The following is a 23,555-nucleotide window of genomic DNA, read 5'->3' as shown; positions in this document are numbered from 1 at the left end:
GGGTCAGAGCTTGATCGAATGGGCGGACTTGACGGCCTTCGCCTGCAGGTAGTTGCGGTTGTGGTTGGTCAGGAACACCCCGGTGGGTACCTGCTCGATCACATCGATGCCGCCGGCGCGTAACTGGGCGACCTTCTCCGGGTTGTTGGTCAGCAGCCGGCACTGGTCCACGCCCAGGGCGCGCAGGATCTGCACGGCAGGGTCGAAGGAGCGTGAGTCGGCCAGGTGGTTGAGGCGCAGGTTGGCTTCGTAGGTGTCCAGGCCCGAGTCCTGCAGCAGATAGGCCTCGAACTTCGAGTACAGGCCGATACCGCGCCCTTCCTGGCGCAGGTAGATCAGGTAGCCGCCGACCTCCTTGAGAGTGCGCAGGGCCTCCTGCAGCTGCGGGCCGCAATCGCAGCGCTGCGAGCCGAACACATCGCCGGTGATGCATTCGGAATGCACCCGCACCAGCGGCACGTCGCACTGATCGCGCCCGATACCCACGGCGAAATGCTCCTGGTCACGCTCGAAGCCGTGGAAGCCGAAGAAATGAGCATCGACATCGCCGCCGAGGATGGAAATCGGCACGATGGTGTGAAGCGAAACATCCTTGTTCATGTAATCAGACCTCTTGCACGGAAGACGGAAAAACTCAGTTGTGGTTTTCAACCAGGCGCAAACCCATAACGTAGATCGGTCGCGGGTAACGCCCGTGGCGGCGCGCGGTACGCGCCAGGTCGCGGAAACGGGTGAAGCTGCCACCACGGGCCACGCGGTGGGTGCCAACATCGAGCACCAGGTCGTCCTCGATGCGGGGGCCACCGGGGTAAGGCTGGTAGTCCTCGGCAACGTACTCCTCCACGTTGCCGGCCATGTCCAGCACGCCGAACGGCGAGGCCGCATCGATGAACACACCGACCGGCGTGCTGTCCAGGTAGCCCAGCTCGGCAGTGTTGGCGTGCTCGACCTGGTAGGCGTCGCCCCAGGGGAACTGGCGCCCTTCGGCACCGGCGGCGGCATACTCCCACTGCGCCTCCGTGGGCAGGGCGAAGCGCCGGCCGGTACGCTCGCTGAGCCAGCGGGCATAGGCATCGGCATCGCTGGCCGAGACGCTGTACACCGGGTGGTTGGCATGGTGTCGTGGGTAACGGCCGAAGGCCCAGCCGTCGGGGATGCCGGCATGACCGCTGTCGAGCAGGAACTGGCGATACTCCTGGTGCGTCACCGGGAAGCGGGCGATGCGGAACGCCGCCAGCTCGACCGCATGGCGCGGGGTCTCCTTTTCGATCCAGCTGCGGTCCAGGCCCAGCCCGTCGAACTGGTCCATCACCTGCGCCACCGCGCCTGGGTCCAGGCCGATGTGCACCCGCGCCGCGGGAATGTCGATCATGTCCGGGGCGAAGGTGTCGATGCGTGGATCACCGCGCAGCGCCAGCACCTCGCCGGCGCCGATGCGACGCGCCAAAGGCTGGCGCGGCTGTTCCAGGATGGCGAGCAGGACATCCAGCGGAGCCTGGAGCAGATCGGCGAACGCTTCGCCGACCTTGGCCTGCAGGGGATGCTCCTGGTACTGCTCGGAATAGCCCATCAACGCCCGGTCACTGACATCCTTGGGCAACGGGCTGGGCAGCCGTGGCCAATGCCACTGTTTGTAGCTGTTCATGCGAATACCTGCCTGGGCACACACCTGCGCGCGCAAAGGCACGGCAGGCGTGTGACGACGTGGGGTCAGAGACGGTCGAGGAGCAACCGCGGGTTGCTTTCGATCATCTCCACTTCGGCGCTGTACACCTCGATCACCAGCCCATCGGGGTCTTCGAAGTAGACGGCGCTGCGCACGTTGTCCGGCCCATGGTGATAACCCGGTGCCGGGCCGTTGCCCTTGACCAGCTTGATGGTGCCGGCGGCGGTGACCTGGTCGGCAATGCGCCTTACATCCTCGGGTAGTGCCCGTATGCCGATGTGGTAGCCGGCCGGGTAGCTGAACGACTCGCTCTGTTCGATGAAGAAGTCGAAGCCGTTAAGCTCCATGACTGCCTTGCGCGGGCCGAGGTTGTAGCAGTAGTTGGCGCCGAGTATGTCGCTGTAGAAGGCCTTGGACGCCTCCAGGTCGCGGGTCAGGATGTTCACGTGGTTCATTTCCGGACGCTGCCTGGCCCGCGCCGCCTCGTCCAGCTCCAGGCCGTCGAGGGAACGCCACAGTTTGGTTGCCGCGGCGAACTTGGCGAAGCCCGCCAGCCAGTCCTTGATCGCCACCCCGGGTACCTGCCCGCTGGCGATATCCAGCGGGTACGGGTAGAGGAAGCCCTGGCTGGCCTGCTGCCACTGGGCGATCACCCCCGTGGCGGACGGCAGCTGCGCCAGCGTGCCTTGCACCCGCACCAGCACCAGCGCGGTATTCCGGCACAGCCCGGCGGCCTCACTGAGCAGGGTGTTCAGCGCCGTGGCGGGCGTGGCGCTGTCGAGCAACAGGCAGACCGCGTCCACCGGACCCTGGCCGACCGGCTTCTGGCTGACCTGCAGGCTGAAACCCGCTGCGGCCGCGGCGCTGCCCAGGCTGTCCAGGGCCTGGGCAGCGGCGTCACCGAGCGGCGCGGCGTGCAATGCCAATAGACGCAACATCAGGCAGCCCTCCGCCCGATCAGCAGGGTGTAGCGGCCGATCGGTTCCTGCTCCACCGTGAGCCCCGCCGCTGCCATGCTGTCGATCAGGTAACGGCTGGGGTGCAGTTCACCGTTGACCGTGTTGAGCATCATGTGCAGGGAGAAGTCGGCCGACAGGGCCGGATGAATCTCATCGTCTTCCAGGGCCATGCTCAGCACCAGCAGCGCGCCGTCGCCCTCGACCATGCCAGCGGCGCCAGCGATCAGGGTGCGCACCTGCTCGCGGGTGAAGTAGTGCAGACAGTCGTTGAGCATCACCACATCGGCGCGCTCGCCCTGGTACTGGGCCAGGTCCAGCAGGTTGCGGGCATGGAAACCCAGGCGCTCGTCGAGTCGGTACTTGGCGAAGGTGGCCGCGGCCGCCTCGCGGGTGGGCTCCAGGTCCCAGACCTCCCCTTTGACCTGCGGATGGCGGCTGGCGATCTCGGCCAGGTAGGTGCCGTGGCCGCCGGCGAGGTCGATCACCCGACGGGCCTTGTCGAACAGCGGCAGGTCACGCAGCACGTCCACCATCGGCTGGCTGAAACGGACCATGGCGTCGTTGAAGGCATCGCGGGCCGCCAGGTCGTGCTTGAAGCGATTTTCCTGCTGGAAGTCCAGCGAATCGCGGCTGCGCAGGACTTCGTCCAGGCGTGGCCAGTTGTGCCACTGCAGGCGCTGATGGTCGATGATCGGGCCGATGAACTCGGCGCTGTCGCTAACCAGGAAACGCTGGCTCAGCGGCAGGTTCTCGAAGCCTTGTGCGGTGCGCTTGAGCAGGCCCATGGCCACCAGCGCGTTGAGGAAGATACGGCCCTTGTTCGGCACCCAACCCAGCGCATCGCTCAATGCCTCGGCACCGACTGGCTGGCGGGTGTGGTCGAACACGCGCTGGGCCAGCGCCGAATGCAGGATGGCGGACTGGCGGTACTGGTCGGAGAGCTTCACCAGGTCGACCACGCCCTGCAGGCTGCTCACTTCATCGGCGTGTTCATAGATGGTCACGGGTTTCTGGGCATTCATGCACTCACATCCCTGTCGAGTTGTTGTTTGATGGGCCCATGCCCGGCATTTGCCAGCAAGGTGTTGACGCACTTGCACGCACCCCTCCCTGGGACCGGCAAGCACAGGCTCCGCAGATCAGCCTAGACGCGGATCTAATAAATACAACTAATACCTTTTATATTTTTATCGCATATGAATTTTCTCATCGATAATCGTTCCCCCTTGCACAAATCACCGCGAATCCGGGCTATCCTTCGCCCACTTGCCTGCGCAAAGGATGGCCCAGGAGAGTGCCCGATCCGCTCATTCACGCCCGGTTTCCAGCGCTCCATGACCTCGACCACCGTAGATTCGAACTGCACCGCCGACCGCATCCTGTTCCTGCTCAAGACCCGCGGGCCGCTCAAGACCGCCGATCTTGCCCAATTGCTCGCCATCACCTTCGAAGCCGCCCGCCAGCAGGTGCAGAAACTGCAGGCGGCCGAGCTGATCAGCGGCATCAGCGTGCCGGCCCAGGGCGCCGGGCGGCCCTCGCAGAAATGGGCGTTGACCGCCACCGCCCAGCGCCGCTTCCCCGATTCCCACAGCGTGCTAACCCTGCAACTGATCGAGAGTGTCGAGCAGGTGTTCGGCAGCGATGGCGTCGACCGCCTGATCAGCCGCATGGAAGACAGCAACAGCCGCGAGTATCAGCAAGCTTGCGCAGGAGCCGAAAGCCTGGAAGACAAGGTGCGCATCCTTGTGCAATTGCGTGAACGCGCAGGCTACATGGCCGAGATCCAGGCCGACGGCGACAACTGGCTGATCGTCGAGAACCACTGCCCGATCTGCATTGCCGCCACCCGTTGCCAAGGGTTCTGCCGCAGCGAGCTGCAGGTGTTCCAGGCGGCAATCGGTGAGCAAGGGCTGGTGGAGCGCTGCGAGCACCTGATCTCGGGGGACCGGCGCTGCGTCTATCGCATCTCGCCGCGGTAGCCCGCCCCCAGGCAGTGCTCGTCACGCCGCTCCATCAGATCCGCCGCCTGCCCTTGAGCGCCGGGATGGTGGTCTGAGCGATCTCCACCTGTACCTGCTCGCGGCGGGTATTGGCCGCGAGGCCCGCCAAGGTCGGCTGGCTGAACAGCAACCGCGCATCGGCGTGCAAGCCGGCCTGGCGCATGCGTGCCACCAGGCTGACCGCCAGCAGTGAATGCCCGCCCAGCTCGAAGAAGTTGTCGTCGCGACCGACCTGCTCGATCTTCAGCACTTCGGTCCAGATCTGCGCCAAGGCCTGCTCCAGCTCATCACGCGGTGCCTGGTAGGCCCGGCTGATCACCGCCGCAGCGCCTGGCACCGGCAAGGCGTTGCGATCGACCTTGCCATTGGCGCTCAGCGGCAGCTCGGCCAGCAGCACGTAGGCCGACGGCACCATGTAGGCCGGCAGGCGCGCCAGCAGGTAGCCACGCAACGCCTCAGGTGTTGGCGCGTCGTGGTTATCGCGGCAACTGGCATAGGCCACCAGGCGATCCTCGCGCACCAGCACCACGGCCTGGCCAAGGGCCGGGTGGCTCGCCAGCAGAGCCTCGATCTCGCCTGGCTCGATACGCAGGCCATTGAGCTTGACCTGGAAATCGTTGCGCCCAAGGAACTCCAGTTCGCCATCGGCGCGGTAACGCACCAGGTCGCCGGTGCGATACAGCCGGTCACCGGCCACGAACGGGCTGGCGATGAAGCGCTCGGCCTGCAGTGCCGGCAAGCCCAGGTAACCACGGGCCACGCCGATACCGCCGATGTGCAGCTCGCCGGCGCACCCCATGGGCACCGGGCGGTCATGGGCGTCGAGCACATACAGGCGGGTGTTGCCGATTGGCCGCCCGATCGGTGGGGCGACGACGGGCAGTGGCTGCTGCGGTTCCAAGGTCCAGGCGGTGCTGTCGACGGTGGCCTCGGTGGGGCCATAGACATTGTGCAGGCGCACCCGGGGCAGTCGCTCGCGCACGCGCTGCGCCAGTGCCAGGGTCAGTTCGCCGCCCCCGCAGAACAGATCGCGCAGGCTGGTGCAGCGCTCTACGCCCGGGGTGTCGAGGAAGGCATGCAACAAGGCCGGCACGAACTTTACGGTGGTCACCTGGCGGGCCTGGATCAGTTGCACCAGGTAGGCCGGGTCACGGTGCCCGTCAGGGCGCGCCAGTACCAGGCGCAGCCCCGCGCACAATGGCCAGAACAGCTCCCATACCGAGCCATCGAAGCTGAACGGCGCCCGTTGCAGCAACGCGTCATCGGCCTGCGGCGGGCACAGGTCGCTGCCCCAGCGCATCAGGTTGCACAGCCCGCGGTGCTCGACCATCACGCCCTTCGGCGTGCCGGTGGTGCCTGAGGTATACATGACATAGGCCAGGTGCCCGCCGCCAAGCTCCGCCAGCGCGGGCTCCTGGTCGCTGTGCGCCTGCCAGGCGCCCTGGTCCAGGTCCACCAACGGTGCTTGCTGGCCATCGAACAGGCCGCGGGTGGCGCCCTGCACCAGCAGCGCCAGCGGTGCGCTGTCGGCGAGCAGGTAGTGCAGGCGCTCGTCGGGGTAGTCAGGATCCAGCGGCACATAGGCACCGCCGGCCTTGAGCACGCCCAGCAGGCCGACGATCAGCGCCACGCCACGCTCGAGGCATACGGCGACCCGCGTGTCGGGCCGCACGCCGAGGCCTATCAAGTGGTGCGCCAGGCGATTGGCCTGGGCATCGAGCTCGCGGTAGGTCAATTGCGTCTGCTCGGTCTGCAGCGCCACGGCATCCGGCGCGCGCCTCACCTGGGCGGCGAACATGGCTGGCAGATGCGGGTATCCAGGGTCCAGCGCCACCTCGGTGGCGTTGACGGTCTCCAGCAGGTAGCGGCGTTCATCCTCCGGCAAGGTCGACAGCGATTCGAGCGCCACCGGGGCTTGGCCGGCCAGCGCCTCGGCCAAGCCCCGCAGCGCGCACGACACATGCCCGAGCACGCGCTCGGCGCCCAGCTCACGGGGCGCACGCACACTCAGGCGCAAGGTGTCGCCCTCCTCGTCCACGGTCAGCACCAGGGCATGGCTGTGCACCTCGCTGGCCTCGAGCAGCGACACGCCCGGCAACGACACAGTCTGCGCCGCGCCATGCCGATAGTTGAGCAGGCTGTCGAACAGTGCCACGCCGGCTGGCAGGCCGCTGCAACGCTGGGCCAGGACCAATGGCGCGTCCTCGTGCCCGAGCAGCGCCGCCAGTTGGCTATGGGTACCGGCCAGGGCCTGGGCCACGCTGCGCCCGGCCAGCGACACGCGCAACGGCAGGCTGTTGATGAACATGCCCAGCGCCCGGTCGGCGCCCTCGCCGGCCATCACCCGGCCCAGCAGCACGGTGCCGAAGACCACCTCGTCACGGCCGCCCAGCGCCCCTAGTACCTGCGCCCAGGCCAGGTGCATCAGGCTGCCAAGGCCGACATCGTGCTGGCGCGCGCGCTGGCGCAGGGTGGCGGCCAGGGCCTCGGGCACGGTGATGGCGCAGGTCTCGACCTGCGCCCCCCCTTGCGGCCCTTCAGCCATGCCGGCCAGCCGGGGCGGCGCCAGCACCCCGGCCAGGGCCTCGCGCAGGTACCGTTCATGGCTGGCCTGCCGGCGCTCATCGCGGCTCAGCGCAACATAGTTGCGGTAAGCCACCGGAGCAGGCAGATCATGGCCTTCGCCTGCCATCAGCGTCGCCAGCTCGGCGAGCAGCACCTGCACCGAGACCGCGTCGTTGACCAGATGGTGGAAATGCAGCAGGCCCAGCCATCGTGCCTGCACGCTGTCCTCGACACAGGCCAGGGCCATCATCGGTGCCTGGCGCAGGTCAAGCCGCAGCCCCTGTTCGCGTAGCCGCGCGGCCGCATCGCCCGGGCCGGGCCCGAGCACGCTCAATGGCAGCCAAGCCTGGCGCCACACCACCTGCTGGGGCTGTGCCAGGCCTTCCCAGGCCAGGCTGGTGCGCAGGATGTCGTGGCGCTCGATGACCCGGGCCAGGGCCTGGTTGAACGCCTCCAGCGCCGCCCTGCTGTCGAAGGCGAAGAGCGCCTGCTGCAGGTAGGGATCGCGCTCGTCGGTGAGGTGATGGTACAGCAGCCCTTCCTGCAACGGCGCCAGGGGGTAGATCTCCTGCACATTGGCCGCGCCGCCCGGAACCGTACCGACGATCTGGTCGATGCTGGCCTGGTCGAGGTGGGTCAAGGCCAGCATCTCGGGGGTGACGCGCTGGCAACCCGGCGCCACGCGGTTGGCCGGTACCGCTTGCGCGGGGGCGCTGCCGAGCGACGCGGCGAGGCTGGCCAGGGTCGGCTGGCCGAACAGCACCTGGGCATCGGCGTGCAGCCCTGCCTGGCGCATGCGCTCGATCAGGCGTACCGCCAGCAGCGAATGTCCACCCAGTTCGAAGAAGTGATCATGCCGCCCGATCTGCTCTACCTCCAGCAGCTCGGCCCATAGCGCGGCCAGGCGCTGCTCGAGCTCGCCCTGCGGCGGCTCGTGGGTACGCCGCACCGAGGCTTCGCTGTCCGGTGCCGGCAAGGCGCGACGGTCGAGCTTGCCATTGGCGGTCAGCGGCCAGGCCGCCATCGCCACATAGGCCGAAGGCAGCAATGCCGCGGGCAAGCGGTCGCGCAGGTGCTCATGCAGGTCCAGCGGGGTCAGTACCTGCCCGGCGACATACCAGGCCACCAACTGCCCGTCACGCAGCAGTACCACGGCCTCACGCACGGCCGCGTGGTTCGCCAGCGCACTCTCGATCTCGCCCAGCTCCACCCGCACACCGCGGATCTTCACCTGATCGTCACTGCGGCCCAGATACTCCAGGGTGCCCTCGGGCAACCAGCGCACCAGATCCCCTGTGCGGTACATCCGCGCGCCGAGCTGCTGGGCGAAAGGGTCGTCAAGGAAGCGTTCGGCGGTGAGCTCGGGGCGGTTCAGGTAACCACGGGCGACCCCCGCGCCACCAATGTACAACTCGCCCACGGCGCCCACCGGCAGTTGTCGCCCCTGGGCATCCAGCACGTACAGGCGCGCATTGGCCACCGGCGCGCCGATATGCAGCACCTGCCCGGGGTGCACCTCGCCAGCGCTGGCGACCACCGTGGCCTCGGTCGGGCCGTAGTTGTTGATGATCCGGCAACCCCGCTCCCGGGCCAGGCGCCGCAGGCGGTCGCCGCCGACCAGCAAGGTCTGCAAGGTCGGGTGTGGCTCGCCCTGGGCGAAGGCGTGCTCGGCCACTGGCGTGGGCAGGAAGCTGACCTGCAACGGCTGGGCGCGCCACCAGCGCAACAGCACATCGATATCCTCGCCCCCTTCGCCCACCGGCGCCAGGTGCAGCGTCGCGCCGGCGCACAGGGCTGGCCAGACTTCCCAAGCCATCGCATCGAAGCCGAAGCCGGCCAGGCTGGAGGCATGGCTGCCCGCGTGCAGGTCAAAGGCGGCGCAGTGCCAGTCGACCAGATTGGCCAGCATGCGGTGCTCGACCATCACGCCCTTGGGTTGGCCGGTGGAGCCGGAAGTGTAGATCACGTAGACCAGGTTGGCGCCGGACAGCTGGGCTACCTGGGGGTTGGCCAGCCCTGCCCTGGCCGATGGCAAGCGGTCCAGCTCGATCACCGGCACGCTCGTGGCCGGCAGGCGGTCACGCAGGCCCGAGAGGGTCAGCACCACCTTCGGCGCGCAGTCATCGATCAGGTACTGCAGGCGCTCGCTCGGGTGCGCCGGGTCCACCGGCACATAGGCCGCGCCAGCCTTGAGCACCGCGAGCAAGCCGACCAGGGTGTCCAGGCCGCGCCGGGCGAGCACCGCCACCCGCTGCTCTGGCAGCACGCCCATGGCCAGCAGTTGCGCGGCCAGCTGGTTGGCGCGGTCGTTCAACTCTCCATAACTCAGGCTGCGCCCCTGATGCACGGCGGCCGTCGCCTCGGCGCGTGTTGCGGCCTGGGCCTCGATACGGCGGTGAACCAAGGCTGGGCCCTCGGGGCCTTGGGCGGTGGCGTTCCACCGACGCAGGCGCTGGTGTTCCTCGGCAAGCAACAGGTCGTAGCTGTCGATGCCCGCCTGCGGTTGCTCGAGCCCTTGGGCCAGTACATGAAGCAAGCGCGCGCTGAACACTTCGACCTCCTCGGACGCCAGCCAGGCCTGGTTGTACACCAGGTGCAACCAGGCCTTGCCATTGTGCGGATTGCTGCGCAGGTAAATCGACAACGGGGTGGGCTCGTGGTCGTTGCACACTTTGACGCTGTGTGCGCCGAGGCTGCCGTAACGCAAGTCGTGACCCTCTTCCTCGTAGGACACGGTGATCTCGAACAACTGCCCACGGGCCTCGCGGGACAGGCCCAGCGCACGGTTGAGCTCGCTCAGCGGCAAGCGCTGGTGGCGCAGGTCGCGCTTCAGGGTGTCGCCAATGCGCCGCACCAGATCGGCAAAACTCAAGGTCCTGCCGAAGTCCATGCGCAACGCATTGACCTGGGCGAACATCCCTTGCGTCGCCTTGGCCCGGGCATTGCCACGGTTGCGCACTGGCAAGCCGATTACCCAGTCGTCACGCTGCCAGGCCCGGGCGCAGCAGACATGCAGCGCCGCCAGCAACACATGCAGGGCCGACCCCTGCAACTCGGCGGCCAGCTGGTGCATGCGCGTCAGCAATCTGGTGTCGAAGCTGCACTCCAGCGCATTGCTCGGCGTGGCGGTGGCGGGCAGCCCCTGGTCACGTGGCCTGAGCAACGCATCGGGCAGCGTCCGGTACTTGTCCAGCCAGTAGGCGAGGTCACGCTGCTGGCGTGCCGAGCCCTGATACGCCAGGTCGTCCTCGATGAAGGCCTGGTAGGACGGCGCTGAGTCCGGCAACGCCAGGCCCTGCTCAAGCCAACCATAGTACTGGCCCAACTGGTAGACGAACTGCTCCAGGCCCCAACCATCGAAGATCAGGTGGTGACCTTGCAGGACCAACAGGCTGCGGCACTCGCTCAGGTGGAGCAGCGCCATGCGCACCAGTGGCCCGCGCTCGAGGGCGAAGCGCTGTTGCAGCAACGTCTTGATCAGCCCCTGCGCCGCCTCGAACGGTGCGCTGTGGTCGCGCAGGTCATGCTCGTCCAGCGCGACCCGCACGTCGCGGGCGAAGCGCTGGCGCGCCAGGCCATCGCCACCGGCATGGCGCACCAGCACCGTGCGCAACCCGTCGTGCACGCGGACCAGATGGTCAAGCGCCTGGCTCAACAGCCCGCAGTCCACACGGCCATCGAGCTCGACATAACCGCCGACATTGTAGAGCGGCGAATCGCCATGGCTGATCTGGTCGAGCCAGATGTCGCGCTGGGCGCAGGTCAGGGGAAAGGTGTCGGCGGCGGACATGGCGTGGATCTTCCTTGAAACGGGGTCGTTCGCGGATTCAAGCACCCACCCCGGCCCCTGTATGGCCCCCCAAACCCGGACAATGGCAGGGCCTTTTTGCTCAGCCTGAACCTGCGGAATCTTTTGTAGGACATTGACGCTAGCGGGCAGCCGGCAGCGGCCTACCCCTGTGAGCGAGCGTGGCAAACGCCGCCGATCTCGCCGCTTACTGGCGCCAATTGTCCGACAATCCTGCGATCCGCAAGGTACATCAGGGGAAAAACACCGACTTTTCTTGTCGGATTAATTGGCATTTCCTGTCCCCGCTTTCCGCTACAGACGCAGGCTTGGAGCCTGCTATTCAATAGCGCCAAGCCCCAGCACAGAGAGGACTCGACCGCGAGACCCCGCCGCGTTACCGGATCAAGGAAGACAAGCACATGAAGCTGATCGACAGCCTCGAACACTGCCACGACCCGCACCTGTACCTGCAACTGGGGGCACTGGTTGCCAGCACCGGCGATGGCACCTTCGCCGAACAGATGTTCCAGTTGATCGGTGACCAGGTGCCGCTCCATCGCCTCGACCTCAGCGAATGGACCCTCGACAGCGACCAGGCCAGCATCCGCCAGGTCAAGGCACTGGGCAGTGCCGGCCGCCCCGAAGAAACACCGGTTCAGGAGCCTCTGCGCCACCCCCTGCTGCAAAGCATCATGCGCATGGAAGACCCGCTGCTGATCCAGATAAACGCCCCCGTGCACCAGTGCAACCTGGTATCGCGCAGCGGCAACCGGCGCTGGGTCATCTGCTGCCAACGGCTGCGCAGCGAGGGAATGTTCTCGCTGGCCGAGCTGTCGCTGCTCAAGCGCCTGTCCGACACACTGCTGCCGTTGGTCGAGCATCACGCCCAGCTGTTCCTGCAGTCGGCCAGTCGCCGCCCGGGCGGCCTACTGCCCGATGAGGCCGGATCGCTGCGCCAGGTGTTCACCGAGCGCCTGGAGCAAGACGCAATCCGCCTGTCCAGCCGCGAGCAGGAGGTGTGCATCGGCCTGCTCACCGGTGGCACCGTGCCGCAGATGGCCCAGCGCCTGAACGTGAAGAGCAGCTCGATCGAGACCTACCTCAAACGCGCCACCGCCAAGCTCGGCGTCAGCGGACGCCACGGCCTGGCCCGCTGGATGGCCGGCACCTGAACCCAGAGACCCTGCCATGCGGCAAATCACACTACCCTTGCTTGCCCTCGTGCTGACCGGCTGCAGCCTGGCCCCCGACTACCAGCGCCCCCCCTCGCCCAGCGCCGAGCAATACCCCACCGGCCCCGCCTATCGGGGCGGGCCGCCCACCACGGCACTGCCCCGCGACTGGCAGGGGGTCTTCCGCGACCCGGTGCTGCGCCAACTGCTCGACACCGCGCTGGCCAACAACCGCGACCTGCGCGTGGCCGTGCTCAACGCCGAAGCCTACCGCGCCCAATACCGCATCCAGCGCGCCGAGTTACTGCCGAAGATCGCCGCCAATGCCCAAGGCACACGCCAGTACCTGCCACGGCGGCGTACCGGTGGCGAAGGCGTGATCAGCACACAGCAATCGGCCACCATCGGCATCAGCGCCTATGAGCTGGACCTGTTCGGCCGCCTGCGCAGCCTCAGCGACCAGGCCCTGCTCAGTTACCTGGCTACCGACGAGGCACGGCGTGGCGCCGAGCTCAGCCTGATCAGCAGCGTTGCCGGCGCCTACCTGACCTGGCGCGCCGACCAGGAACTGCTGGCCCTGTCGCGCCAGACCTTGCAGGCCGACGAGAAAAGCCTACGCCTGACCCAGCGCCAGCGCCGCACCGGCACGCTGTCGGCGCTCGACCAGATCCAGGCCACCACCCGGGTCGACAGCACCCGCGCCGCCGTCGCGCGCTATACCCGCCTGGCCGCCCAGGACCTCAACCAGTTACAGCGCCTGGTCGGCGCGCAGGTCGATGAACACCTGCCGCCCCTGCCCCTGGCCAACGAGCAGATCGCCCGGGTGCCGGCCGGCCTGCCCGCCGACCTGCTGCAGCGCCGGCCGGATATTCGCCAGGCCGAATACCAGTTGCAGGCCGCCAACGCCAACATCGGCGCGGCACGGGCGGCGTTCTTCCCAAGCATCAGCCTGACCGCCAACGCCGGCAGCAGCAGCCGCGAGTTGGCCGATCTGTTCGATGCCGGCACCGGTAGCTGGCTGTTCCAGCCGCAAGTGAACCTGCCGCTGTTCAACGCTGGCAGCCTGCGCGCGAGCCTCGATTACGCCAAGCTGCAAAAGGACATGCAGGTGGCGCGCTACGAGAAATCGATCCAGACCGCCTTTCAGGAGGTGGCCGACGGCCTGGCGGCGCGCACCACCTACCAGCAGCAGCTGCAGGCCCAACGCGACCTGGTCGAGGCCAGTCAGCGCTACCACGACCTGGCCGAGAATCGCTACCGCAACGGCATCGACAGCAGCCTGACGTTCCTCGATGCGCAGCGCTCGCTGTTCAGCGCCCAGCAAGGCCTGATCAGTGATCGCCTGGCGCAGTTGCTGGCCGAGGTGAACCTGTTCACCGCGCTGGGCGGCGGCTGGGACGAAGCAGCGGGGCTGGCCTACCAGCGCTCGGCGGTCCTGCCGAAGTAGACCGATGGCGACACCCCGAGGGTACGGCGGAACATCGCGCTGAACGCGCTGGGGCTGTCATAGCCCAGGTCCAGCGCCACCTCCAGCACCGACTGTCCGGCCGCCAGGGCATCCAGGCTGGCCAACAGGCGCATGCGCCGCAGCCATTGCACCAGGCTCAACCCGGTCTCGCGCTGGAAGGCGCGAGTCAGGGTGCGCGCATTCAAGCCGCTGTAGGCCGCGGCGCGGGCCAGGCTCCAGTCCTCGGACGGGGCCTGGCGCAGCGCTTCACACAGTCCTTGCAGGTGCGCCGAATGCGGGCTCGGCACATGCAGGGCGAACACCGGCAGCACGCGGATCTCGTCGAGGATAAGTTGCATGATCCGCGCCTCGCGGCCTTGCGCCGGATGATCGGGGGCGATGTCCATGGCGCGGATGATCAGTTCGCGCAGCAACGGCGAGATCTCGATCACCTGGCATTGACGCGGCAAGTCCGGGCGCGCGCCCGGGTCGACGAACAGGGTGCGCATGCGCACCACGCCGGCCATGCGCAGCTCATGTTCGACAGCCGCCGGTACCCACACACCTCGCCCAGGGGGAACCACCCAGTTGCCCTCGCGGGCACTGACCGTGACCACGCCGCTGATGGCATGGATCAGCTGGGCGCGGTCATGGCAATGCGGGGCGATGTGCTCGCCATGGCGGTAGTTCTCGGCGAGCGGCAGGATGATAGGGCGCGGCATTGATGCGAGCCTGGCAAGGGTGAATACGGATTATTGGCGATGCGCGATTCAAAGGGGAATCCCAGGGGCTTGTGCGAAAAGCCCCGATCAGCAGCCCTGCGCCGAGACTGGCACATCGAAAACCTTGTCGAAGCCCCACTGGAACACGAACGCATAGACGAAGAAGAACACGAACAACGCCAGGTTGGTGACCAGCGCCGCCCACAGGCCGATATCCAGCCAGTACGCCACCAGCGGCAGCAGGATCAGCACCAGCCCGCCCTCGAAACCCAAGGCATGCAGCAGGCGCCGCAGCAAGGTGCGGCTGCGCTTGTGCTGGCGCGCCTCCCAGCGCTCGAAGGCCCAGTTGTAGGCCATGTTCCAGCTCATCGCGATGCCCGACATGAGGACCGACAATACCGTCGACTGCGCCATGCCCGCGCCGAACGCCAGCTCCAGCGCCGGTGCCACGCAAGCCACGGCGATGGCCTCGTAAAGGATGGCCTGGACGACCTTGCGCGCCTTGCCTTGCATGTTCAACTCCTTGAATAAAAGACCCGCAAAGCTACAAGAAGTAAGCCTCAAGAAAAAGTCAGAAATACTTTATTGACTGACCGTTCAATCAAGAAAAATTAGCATAACCGTTTCCGCAACACCCATCCCTGGCGTCCGGCACCACCTTCCGCCGGCACGACCCATGCCTCGAAGCCTCTCGGCCAAGGCCTGCCCGGCACGTCTTGGGGCATGCCGCGCATTGGACAACCCTATGATCGACTGCTTGTATTCATGACTGGCAAGCGTCGACACGTCGTACACCTTCGTCCAGGGAATCGAACGAGGAACTACACGATGGCTTACACCGTGATGATGGTATTCGGTACCCGCCCCGAAGCGATCAAGATGGCCCCGCTGGCCCGCGTCCTGCGCGACTGGCCCGAGGTCGACCTGCAGATCTGCTCCACCGGCCAGCACCGCGAAATGCTCGAACAGGTCCTCACCGCCTTTGGCCTCGAGGTCGACCAGGACCTGCAGGTGATGACCCAGAACCAGACCCTCAACGGCCTGGCCCGCGACCTGCTGGACAAGCTCGACCAGGCCTATGAACAGGTCAGGCCCGATATCGTCCTGGTCCACGGCGACACCACCACCAGCTTCATCGCCTCGCTGGCCGCCTTCCACCGTCACATTCCTATCGGCCATGTCGAGGCCGGCTTGCGCACCGGCAACCTGCAGCAGCCCTGGCCCGAGGAGGCCAACCGACGCTTGACCGGCGTGCTCGCCGACCTGCACTTCACCCCCACCCGCGACTCCGACGCCAACCTGATCCGCGAAGGCGTGCCGCCCGAGCACATCGAGGTCACCGGCAACACGGTGATCGACGCCCTGCTGTGGATGCGCGACAAGCTGAACAAGGACAACTGGCGCCCCGCCGCCAACTCCCCGCTCAATGTGCTGCGCGACGACCAGCGCATGGTGCTGATCACCGGCCACCGCCGGGAAAATTTCGGCAGCGGCTTCGAACGCATCTGCCTGGCCCTGGCCGAACTGGCCCTGCGCTACCCCGACGTACAGTTCCTCTACCCGGTGCACCTCAACCCACAGGTGCAGCACGCGGTGTACAGCGTGCTCTCGGGGCGCGACAACATCCATCTGGTCGCGCCCCAGGACTACCCGCACTTCGTCTGGCTGATGAACCGCGCCCATATCATCCTCACCGACTCGGGCGGCGTGCAGGAAGAGGCCCCCGCGTTGGGCAAGCCGGTGCTGGTGCTGCGCAAGGTCACCGAGCGACCCGCCGTGCTCAAGGGCGGCACGGTCAAGCTGGTCGGCACGCTCACCGAGCGCATCGTCCAGGAGACCAGCCAGTTGCTCGATGACCCGTCGGCCTACGAGCGTATGGCCCAGGTCTACACCCCCTTCGGTGACGGCCATGCCAGCGAGCGCATCGCCGAACGCCTGAGCCGCTGGTTCGCCGAGCAATCCGCCGCACGGGACAACGCATGAGCCTGGCCTTCATCGATTTCCTCACCTATGTCCTGTTCGGCCTGAAGATCCTTGCCATCATCCTGGCGACACTGATGTTCCTGCTGGGCCTGGACGACCTGTTCATCGACCTGTGCTACTGGGGCCGCAAACTGATCCGGCGTTTCCGGATCTACGACAAGTTCGACAAGGCCGACGAAAAGCGCCTGTTCGAAGTGCCGGAGAAGCCCCTGGCGATCATGGTGCCGGCCTGGAACGAGGTCGGCGTGGTCGGCGAGATGGCGCGCCTGGCCGCCTCGACCATCGACTACGAGAACTACCAGATCTTCGTCGGCACCTACCCCAACGACCCGCAGACCCAGGCCGACGTCGACGCCGTGTGCCTGCACTACCCCAACGTGCACAAGGTGGTCTGCGCCCGCCCCGGCCCCACCAGCAAGGCCGACTGCCTGAACAACATCATCGACGCCATCCTGCGTTTCCAGCAGGACGCGCGCATCGAGTTCGCCGGGTTCATCCTGCATGACGCCGAGGACGTCATCTCGCCCATGGAACTGCGCCTGTTCAACTACCTGCTGCCGAACAAGGACATGATCCAGATCCCGGTGTACCCCTACGCCCCGGAATGGAAGGGCTTCACCGCCGGCCACTACGTCGACGAGTTCGCCGAGAACCACGGCAAGGACGTCATCGTGCGCGAGGCGCTCACCGGCCAGGTGCCCAGCGCCGGCGTCGGCACCTGTTTCAGCCGCCGGGCGATCAGCGCGCTGCTGGAGGACGGCGACGGCATCGCCTTCGATGTGCAGAGCCTCACCGAAGACTACGACATCGGTTTTCGCCTCAAGCAAAAGGGCATGAAGTGCATCTTCGCCCGCTATTCCATCACCGACCCTGCGCTGGCCCTCAAGCAGGAGTGGCGCCCCGGCATGAGCCGCGAGTTTGCCCAGGTGATCTGCGTGCGCGAGCATTTTCCCCGTGACTGGCAGCACGCCATCCGCCAGAAATCGCGGTGGATCGTCGGCATCGTGTTCCAGGGCACCAGCAACCTCGGCTGGAGCCGCAAGGGCGCGCTCAACTACTTCCTCTGGCGCGACCGCCGCGGGCTGTTCGCCTATCTGTTGAGTTTTTTGGTCAACCTGTTGCTGCTGGTGCTGCTGGCCATGTGGCTGGTCACGGTGATCGCGCCGGAGTCGTGGCGGTTCATGTCGATCCTCAGCGACAGCACGCTGCTCAGCACCTTGCTGTGGCTCAACGGCCTGCTGCTGTTCAATCGCCTGTTCCAGCGGTTCTGGTTCGTCACCCGCTACTAAGGCGTCTTCGAAGGCTTGCTCTCGGCACCACGAATGATGTGGAGCAACTTCGTCAACTTCTTCGCCAACCTGCGCGCCCTGCGCCAGGTGATGGAGATGGGCGATTCGCGGCGGGTGGCCTGGGACAAGACCACCCACGAGTTCCCTGCCCTCGCCGCGCCGGCACGCACCCCGCTGGGCCATCGCCTGGTGGAGAAAGGCCTGATCAGCGAAGAACAGCTGGAGCAGGCCATCACCAGCCCGGTTCGGCGGCGGCTCGGACGCGAGCTGCTGCTGCGCGGCTGGCTCACCAGCGAACAGCTGGTCGAGACCCTGGCCGAGCAACTGGACCTGCCCTGGGCACCGCTCAATCCGTTCAAGATCGCCCCGGCGCTGATCGCCAAGCTGCCGCGCAAGCTCGCCACGCACTACGGCGTGCTGCCGGTGGACGAAGACGGCGACACCCTGGTGGTGGCCAGCGAAAGCCCGGTCAGCCAGGTCTCGCTGGGGGTCATCAGCCGCCAGCTCAAACGCCCGGTGCGTGCCCGCCTGGCGCCGCAGGGGCGCGTTACCCTGGGCCTGCGCTATCACTACCCGAGCCCTTGGCAGAAACCCGAGACCCGGGAAATGCTCGAGGTACTCGAACGCCACCAGGACGATGCCGCGCTGCTGGAGAGGGTCGGTACCCACCAGGTGATGCTCGGTTCGCTGCTGCAAGTGCGCGGCATGGTGCCGGTGACCCTGTTCAACCAGGCCCTGATCGACTTCAACCCTGAGCAGCAGAGCCTGGGCGAGCACCTGATCGCCCGCGGCATCATCACCGAGGAGGTGCTGCAGCAAGCCCTCGCCGAGCAGGCCAGCGAACAGCAGGCCGCCTACGACCTGACCCGGGAGGTGGCATGACGCCCCGTCTTTCCCTGACCATCGCCAGCCTGTTGCTGTGTTCTTCCGCCCTGGCCGCACCGACCAAGCCGATGACCGACTTCCAGCGCTTCACCAGCTACCCCTTCATGGAGCGTGGCTATCGGGAGGCGCAGAAAGACAACTGGGCCGAGGTCGAGCGCCTGACCCGCCATGTGCTGGGGCGCGTGCCGAACAACAACGAGGCCCGCGCCCTGCTGGCCGAGGCCCTGGCCCATCAACGTCGGTACAAGGAAGCCCAGGCCATTGCCGAAGACCTCGACGACAATCCCGAACACGCCGATGCCCTGCTGGAACTGCGCCTGACCTGGATCGAACAGGACCCGCCGGCCGCGAGCCAGGTGGAGGCCTGGCTCGCCGACAGCCAGGGCCAGCAGCGCGTGCGCCTGTGGCAGGCCTACAGCGTCAGCCTGGCCAAGTTCGGCGGCGCGGCCAAGGCCCTGGAGTGGCTCAACCATCTGCCGGTGCGCGACGATGGCATGGTGTTGCGCATGACCCGGGCCAACTTCGCCGAGCAGTTGCGCAACTGGGGAGAGACCATCGATCAGTTGCAGCCGCTGGCCGACCAGGGCCAACTGCCCCCGCAGGACTGGCAGCGCCTGGCCAATGCATATATCCAGCAAGTCGATGAAAAGGGCCTGAACTCACTCCTGGCCAGCGCACCTTCCCAGGAAGCGGCGACCCGCGCCCGCCTGGCCATGGCCAACCGCGCCATCGCCATGGGCTATAACCAGCAGGCCGAGCGCTGGCTGCAGAGCCTGCCCGCCGAGCAACTGCAGCACCCCGAGCAACGCCAGCAGCTGTGGGAGCTGGCCCGTGAAGGCGATGATGCGCCGCTGGTGCGCCAGCTGAGCAATGAACTGCAACGCCCGTGCCTGGAGACCGTCGACTGGCTGTCCCACAAGGACCTGAAGCTGGCCCGCGAGCAGCTCGGCCAATGCCAGGCCCGCGACAATCCGCGCAGCTATGCCATCCTCAGGCAACGCCTGTATGGCGAACCCGCGCAGCCTGCGCAACCGCGCACCGCGACGCAGTGGGAGCAACGCTACCGACAGACCGGCGATCTCGCCGCCCTGGAACAAGCCAGCTTCATGCTGCTCGAAAGCGGCCAGAGCGAGCGCGCCCGGCAGCTGCTCGACAACGCCTACGCGCGTCGCCAGGGCAGGCTGACGCCCTCGCTGCTGCAACGCCTGGGCAATCTCTATGCGCGTAACGACGGCCCGCTGGACGGGCCACGCATGCTCTCCCTGGTGCCACGGGTCGATGCCGTCACCCGTGGCCAGCTACTGGGCCGCCTGGCCGAAGCCGGCCAGTGCGACGCCGTGCGCAAGGCCATCCCGGCCACCCCGGTCGAAGCCGGGCAGTATCGCGCCCTGGGGCGCTGCGCCATGCCTGATCAGCCCGGCGAAGCTGTGGTCTATTACCAGGCCGCCGAACGCCTGGGCGATAGCGGTAGCCGCCTGCCCCTGGCCTACGCCCTGGAAGCCTCCGGCGACTCAGAGGCAGCGCTGCCGATCTGGAACAGCCTGCCGGCCAGCGCCTGGACCGACAATGCGCGCCTGACCGCCGCCCGTGGCGCACTGAACGCCGGTGACGCCGACGCCGCCCGCCGCCACTGGGATGCGGCGGCGCACCAGAGTGCCGACGACTGGGCGCTGGGCGCCGCCATTGCCCAGCGCCAGGGCAACCCGCAGCAGGCCCTGGCCTTCCAGCGCGAAGCGCTGCGTCATGCCCCGCGCGCCGATCACTACTACGCTGCCGCCGGCACCGCCCAGCAGGCCGGCGACAGCGCCCAGAGCAGCGCCTGGCTGGCCGAGGCCGTGCGCCTGGCGCCGGACCAGCCGCGTTACCGCGCCGACTACGGCATGCGCCTGGCGGGCTCGGCGGACAAGCAGCAACGCCGCCAGTCCATACCCTACCTGGAGCGCGCCAGCCGCGACTTCCCCGAGGACTACCGCCTGGGCGAAACCCTGGCCCTGCGCTACGACGAGGTCGAGGACAGTGCCTCGGCCCGCCGCGAGCTGCGCCGGGTACTGGAAGTGGAGCGCAACCTGGTCGACGGCGACGACGAGTACGGCAGCCTTGAGGCGCGCAAGTACCGCCAGCGCCGCGCCCATGAAGCTCTGTCGCGCCGCGACAGCATCACCCTGGCCAGCACCTGGTCGCCCGCCGGCACTTCGACCAACGACAAGTTCCTCGACAGCGGCGAACGCAGCGGCACCTCGCGCCGGGCCCGCTCGCAGAACGTGCAGCTGGCGATGTGGGACCACGCCCTGGGCGAGGAGCCCAGCCGCAATGGCAGCACCCTGTCGGTCTACGGCCGCGTGCTGTTCGGTGGCCAGAGCCGCACCGACTATGCGCAGAGCATGGGCACCGGTGTTGGCCTGCGCTACAAGCCGCTCGGTCAGGCCAACCTCAACCTGTACGCCGAGCTGTACCACCAGCGCCAGATCGACAGCACGCACTACAGCGGCCTGAGCCTGGGCGAACTGCTCAGCCCGGCCAAGGTCGGTGGCAACTGGGGCGACCTGCGTCACAACGCCGAATCGAGCAACGACCTGCTGCTGCGCACCACGGCTTCGTTCCTGGATCAGGGCAAGTACCGCAACGACTGGCGTATCGACGAGGACGACTGGGACGAGCGCTTCCTCTACCTCGACGCCGCCTGGTGGACCCGTGCCGGCGACCATGCCTGGCTGTCGCGCTTCCAGCAGGGCCATGCGTGGAAACTGGCCAGCCAGTCGCCGCAGACGATCATGCCCTACGGCTTTCTCGAATTTTCCAGCCAGGACCCGAGCAACGACTGGCGCCAGGACGCCCGCGCCGGGGTCGGCGTGCGCTGGCAGTGGTGGTTCGACGATGACCGCTACAACGCCTATCGCGGTTCGCTGAAAGTACGCGCCGAGTACCAGCAGGCACTGGGCGGCAACCTCTACGAGCGCGGCAACGGCGTACTGCTGGGTGTGGAGATGAACTTCTGATGCGTAGCTTCCTGGCTCTCTGCCTGCTGATCCTGTGGCTACCCGCCCAGGCCGACCAGCGCCTGTTCTACCAGCCGCTCAACCGTGACGCGGACGTCACCCCGGCGCAGTGGCAAAACCTGTGGCGAGCCACCGTGGCCCAGGGCGGCAAGACCCTGATCGTGCAGTGGAGCGCCTACGGCGACAGCGACTTTGGAGGCTCCGAGGGCTGGCTGGCCGGGAGCCTGCGCGAAGCGCGGGCCCAAGGCCTCGAGCTGGTGCTGGGCCTGTACATGGATCCGGCCTACTACCAGCGCCTCGAACAGCTCGACGACGAAGGCCTGAACAGTTACTTCAAGGCACAGCTGGGACGCTCGCTCACCCAGTATCAGCAGCTCAAGGCCGACTGGGCGCTGCCGGTGGCCGGCTGGTACCTGCCCATGGAACTGGACGACCTGCACTTTCGCGACCCGGCCAGGCGCGATGCGCTGCACACGCAATTGCAGGCTTTCAACCGGCAACTGGACAAGCCCCTGCATATCAGCGCGTTCAGCGCCGGCCAGCTATCGCCACGGGTCAATGGCGCGTGGCTGGAGCAGTTGGCCAGCCTTGGCCTGAACGTCTGGTGGCAGGACGGCGCCGGCACGGGGCGCCTGACGCCGCTGGTACGCCAAGGCTATGAACAGGCCCTGCCCTGCCGGGTGGGCATCGTGCGCGAGGCATTTCGCCAGGTCAGCAAGCCTGGCCAACCGTTCCACGCCGAACCTGCGCAGCCGGCGCTGAGCGGAGGTTGCCACGCCCAAGCCGTGTTCGCCCTGCGCTATCGGCCCTGGGCCAGAGGGACGCTTTCCAGGGATTGAAACCAGCCGCCTGAACGAATCTCATCGCGGGGCAAGCCCGCTCCCACGAATACCAGCACCCAACCTTTATGGGAGCGGGCTTGCCCGTGACAGGGCCGGCAAGACCCGCACAATAGCCGAGGGCATCCTCCAGCATGTACAAGACCCTCGAAGCCCACATCCGCCAGCAGGTCGCCCCCGCCGCCCTGCGCGCCGAGTTCCGCCAGCACGAATTCGAGGCCATGCGCCGTTTCTGCCTGCTGATCTTCTGCATCGGCATCGCCATCTGGCTGGTCTTCGACCTGATCGTAAGCTACCTCGGCGGCCAGGGCTTCACCTGGCTGTCCGGGATGTTCATCGCCCTGCTGTGCAGCCTCACCGTGGTCCTGGGCTTCACCCGCAGGAGCCAGCATTTCGACGTGCTCAACCTGCTGTTCGTGGCGGTGATTACCCTGGCCATGCGCCTGGTGATCGAGGGCATTCCCATCGCCCTGCGCCCGGTATGGCTGGTGCTCGGAGTCTCTACCGTGCTGTACACCGTGTCGGTGCTACCGGTGCGACGCTGGTCGTTCTTCTGCGCCATGGGCATCACCTGGATCATGCTCAATCCTTTCCTCCACACGCGTATCGAAGCCCTGGAGCTCGAAGGCGCGATGCTGATCAGCTACGCGGTATGCCTCAGCGGCCTGGTGATCTACAGCTACCTGCGCATCCGCCAGGCCAAGCTGCACAACTTCTACCTGACCAAGGTACTGCTGGAGCAAGCCTATATCGATGCGCTGACCAACATCCCCAACCGTCGCTCCTTCATGGCCAAGGCCGAAAAGCAGCTGCAACAGGCCGGCGAACAGTACCTGGCGATGATCGACATCGACAATTTCAAGCAGGTCAACGACCGCTTCGGTCACGACATCGGCGACGAGGTGCTCAAGCGCGTGGCGGCGCACATAAAGGCGGCGATGATCGGCCACGAGATCGCCCGGCTGGGCGGCGAGGAATTCGCGATCTTCTTCCAGGGGCTGGATGAAACAGGCGCCGAGCAGCAAGTTGCGAGGCTGTGCCAGCGGGTGCGCGAGGACCTCGGGGCACACCCGGTGACCATCAGTATCGGCCTGGCCCGGATCGATAGCGGCGATACCCTGAGCTCGGCGCTGATCCGGGCTGACCAGGCCCTGTACGAAGCCAAGCACACGGGCAAGGACCGCTTCGTGACCTGGTCGGCAAGCTTGTCAGGACAATGACCATCGCGGGACAAGCCCGCTC

Annotated in this window: 14 protein-coding genes and 1 pseudogene; 8 read left to right on the top strand and 7 right to left on the bottom strand. The window is 66.9% G+C overall.

Annotated features, from left to right (window positions below; translation table 11 throughout):
* Positions 1–3: 3 nt before the first annotated feature.
* The 4 genes from ribA to LOY42_RS10505 all read right to left on the bottom strand — a co-directional run bounded on the left by ribA (position 4) and on the right by LOY42_RS10505 (position 3,647).
* The gene (gene ribA, locus LOY42_RS10520; RefSeq protein WP_102685058.1) at positions 4–600 is read right to left on the bottom strand and encodes a GTP cyclohydrolase II RibA; all 597 of its coding nucleotides are present in this window, start codon (positions 598–600) and stop codon (positions 4–6) included.
* A 34-nt stretch (positions 601–634) separates the two neighbouring features.
* Positions 635–1,645 carry an SUMF1/EgtB/PvdO family nonheme iron enzyme gene (locus LOY42_RS10515; protein WP_139670375.1) on the bottom strand — a complete coding sequence of 337 codons (1,011 nt, stop codon included), beginning with the start codon at positions 1,643–1,645 and terminating at the stop codon, positions 635–637.
* Between the two features lie 65 nt (positions 1,646–1,710).
* Positions 1,711–2,604 (bottom strand): VOC family protein, encoded by an 894-nt coding sequence (locus LOY42_RS10510; protein WP_139670373.1) that lies wholly within the window; start codon positions 2,602–2,604, stop codon positions 1,711–1,713.
* Positions 2,604–3,647: a methyltransferase gene (locus tag LOY42_RS10505; protein WP_110701543.1), complete on the bottom strand. Its 1,044-nt coding sequence runs from the start codon at positions 3,645–3,647 to the stop codon at positions 2,604–2,606. Before LOY42_RS10505 ends, LOY42_RS10510 begins: the two co-directional genes overlap by 1 nt.
* A gap of 312 nt (positions 3,648–3,959) precedes the next feature.
* Between LOY42_RS10505 and LOY42_RS10500 the strand changes: the two genes are divergently transcribed.
* The gene (locus tag LOY42_RS10500) at positions 3,960–4,604 is read left to right on the top strand and encodes a metalloregulator ArsR/SmtB family transcription factor (protein WP_139670371.1); all 645 of its coding nucleotides are present in this window, start codon (positions 3,960–3,962) and stop codon (positions 4,602–4,604) included.
* Positions 4,605–4,638: 34 nt separating this feature from the next.
* Here LOY42_RS10500 and LOY42_RS10495 read toward each other — a convergent pair whose 3' ends face one another.
* On the bottom strand, positions 4,639–10,980 hold the full coding sequence (locus LOY42_RS10495; protein WP_258600528.1) for a non-ribosomal peptide synthetase: 6,342 nt from the start codon (positions 10,978–10,980) through the stop codon (positions 4,639–4,641).
* Between the two features lie 419 nt (positions 10,981–11,399).
* On the opposite strand from LOY42_RS10495, the gene LOY42_RS10490 reads away from it, so the two are divergent.
* Both LOY42_RS10490 and LOY42_RS10485 read left to right on the top strand, forming a co-directional pair.
* A complete protein-coding gene (locus LOY42_RS10490; RefSeq protein WP_139670367.1) occupies positions 11,400–12,152 on the top strand; it encodes a helix-turn-helix transcriptional regulator in 753 nt (250 codons plus the stop codon).
* Between the two features lie 16 nt (positions 12,153–12,168).
* On the top strand, positions 12,169–13,599 hold the full coding sequence (locus LOY42_RS10485) for an efflux transporter outer membrane subunit (RefSeq protein ID WP_258600527.1): 1,431 nt from the start codon (positions 12,169–12,171) through the stop codon (positions 13,597–13,599).
* Here LOY42_RS10485 and LOY42_RS10480 read toward each other — a convergent pair.
* Together LOY42_RS10480 and LOY42_RS10475 are read right to left on the bottom strand one after the other, a co-directional pair.
* Complete coding sequence (locus LOY42_RS10480; RefSeq protein WP_110701533.1) at positions 13,569–14,321, bottom strand: helix-turn-helix transcriptional regulator; 753 nt, start codon at positions 14,319–14,321, stop codon at positions 13,569–13,571. The genes LOY42_RS10485 and LOY42_RS10480 overlap by 31 nt on opposite strands.
* 87 nt (positions 14,322–14,408) lie before the next feature.
* Positions 14,409–14,834, bottom strand: coding sequence for a PACE efflux transporter (locus LOY42_RS10475; protein ID WP_102682822.1), 426 nt, complete (start codon positions 14,832–14,834; stop codon positions 14,409–14,411).
* Between the two features lie 315 nt (positions 14,835–15,149).
* On the opposite strand from LOY42_RS10475, the gene wecB reads away from it, so the two are divergent.
* The 5 genes and pseudogenes from wecB (at position 15,150) to LOY42_RS10450 (ending at position 23,533) form a co-directional block, all read left to right on the top strand.
* The gene (wecB, locus tag LOY42_RS10470; protein WP_139670363.1) at positions 15,150–16,304 is read left to right on the top strand and encodes a non-hydrolyzing UDP-N-acetylglucosamine 2-epimerase; all 1,155 of its coding nucleotides are present in this window, start codon (positions 15,150–15,152) and stop codon (positions 16,302–16,304) included.
* Positions 16,301–18,475, top strand: a pseudogene (nrfB, locus tag LOY42_RS10465) (cyclic di-3',5'-guanylate-activated glycosyltransferase NrfB). The gene wecB and the pseudogene nrfB overlap by 4 nt, the downstream one beginning before the upstream one ends.
* The gene (locus tag LOY42_RS10460; RefSeq protein WP_258600526.1) at positions 18,472–21,474 is read left to right on the top strand and encodes a phage receptor; all 3,003 of its coding nucleotides are present in this window, start codon (positions 18,472–18,474) and stop codon (positions 21,472–21,474) included. Before nrfB ends, LOY42_RS10460 begins: the two are co-directional and overlap by 4 nt.
* Positions 21,474–22,313 carry a DUF4434 family protein gene (locus LOY42_RS10455; RefSeq protein WP_258600525.1) on the top strand — a complete coding sequence of 280 codons (840 nt, stop codon included), beginning with the start codon at positions 21,474–21,476 and terminating at the stop codon, positions 22,311–22,313. Before LOY42_RS10460 ends, LOY42_RS10455 begins: the two co-directional genes overlap by 1 nt.
* A gap of 134 nt (positions 22,314–22,447) precedes the next feature.
* Entirely contained in the window at positions 22,448–23,533 is a 1,086-nt protein-coding gene (locus tag LOY42_RS10450) for a diguanylate cyclase (RefSeq protein WP_139670355.1), read from the top strand.
* Positions 23,534–23,555 lie beyond the last annotated feature (22 nt).

The sequence above is a fragment of the Pseudomonas sp. B21-023 genome (genome assembly GCF_024749165.1).
Classification (GTDB): Bacteria; Pseudomonadota; Gammaproteobacteria; order Pseudomonadales; family Pseudomonadaceae; genus Aquipseudomonas.
Note: the sequence above shows the minus strand (reverse complement) of the source record. Positions and strands in the feature narration are given on the sequence as shown.

What these genes read in the sequence shown, in the direction of transcription:
- LOY42_RS10505 (WP_110701543.1), bottom strand. Translation starts at nt 3,647, where the DNA reads ATGAATGCCCAGAAACCCGTGACCATCTATGAACACGCCGATGAAGTG.
- LOY42_RS10500 (WP_139670371.1), top strand. Translation starts at nt 3,960, where the DNA reads ATGACCTCGACCACCGTAGATTCGAACTGCACCGCCGACCGCATCCTG.
- LOY42_RS10460 (WP_258600526.1), top strand. Translation starts at nt 18,472, where the DNA reads ATGACGCCCCGTCTTTCCCTGACCATCGCCAGCCTGTTGCTGTGTTCT.
- LOY42_RS10485 (WP_258600527.1), top strand. Translation starts at nt 12,169, where the DNA reads ATGCGGCAAATCACACTACCCTTGCTTGCCCTCGTGCTGACCGGCTGC.
- LOY42_RS10495 (WP_258600528.1), bottom strand. Translation starts at nt 10,980, where the DNA reads ATGTCCGCCGCCGACACCTTTCCCCTGACCTGCGCCCAGCGCGACATC.
- LOY42_RS10475 (WP_102682822.1), bottom strand. Translation starts at nt 14,834, where the DNA reads ATGCAAGGCAAGGCGCGCAAGGTCGTCCAGGCCATCCTTTACGAGGCC.
- LOY42_RS10490 (WP_139670367.1), top strand. Translation starts at nt 11,400, where the DNA reads ATGAAGCTGATCGACAGCCTCGAACACTGCCACGACCCGCACCTGTAC.
- ribA (WP_102685058.1), bottom strand. Translation starts at nt 600, where the DNA reads ATGAACAAGGATGTTTCGCTTCACACCATCGTGCCGATTTCCATCCTC.
- LOY42_RS10450 (WP_139670355.1), top strand. Translation starts at nt 22,448, where the DNA reads ATGTACAAGACCCTCGAAGCCCACATCCGCCAGCAGGTCGCCCCCGCC.
- LOY42_RS10480 (WP_110701533.1), bottom strand. Translation starts at nt 14,321, where the DNA reads ATGCCGCGCCCTATCATCCTGCCGCTCGCCGAGAACTACCGCCATGGC.
- LOY42_RS10455 (WP_258600525.1), top strand. Translation starts at nt 21,474, where the DNA reads ATGCGTAGCTTCCTGGCTCTCTGCCTGCTGATCCTGTGGCTACCCGCC.
- LOY42_RS10515 (WP_139670375.1), bottom strand. Translation starts at nt 1,645, where the DNA reads ATGAACAGCTACAAACAGTGGCATTGGCCACGGCTGCCCAGCCCGTTG.
- wecB (WP_139670363.1), top strand. Translation starts at nt 15,150, where the DNA reads ATGGCTTACACCGTGATGATGGTATTCGGTACCCGCCCCGAAGCGATC.
- LOY42_RS10510 (WP_139670373.1), bottom strand. Translation starts at nt 2,604, where the DNA reads ATGTTGCGTCTATTGGCATTGCACGCCGCGCCGCTCGGTGACGCCGCT.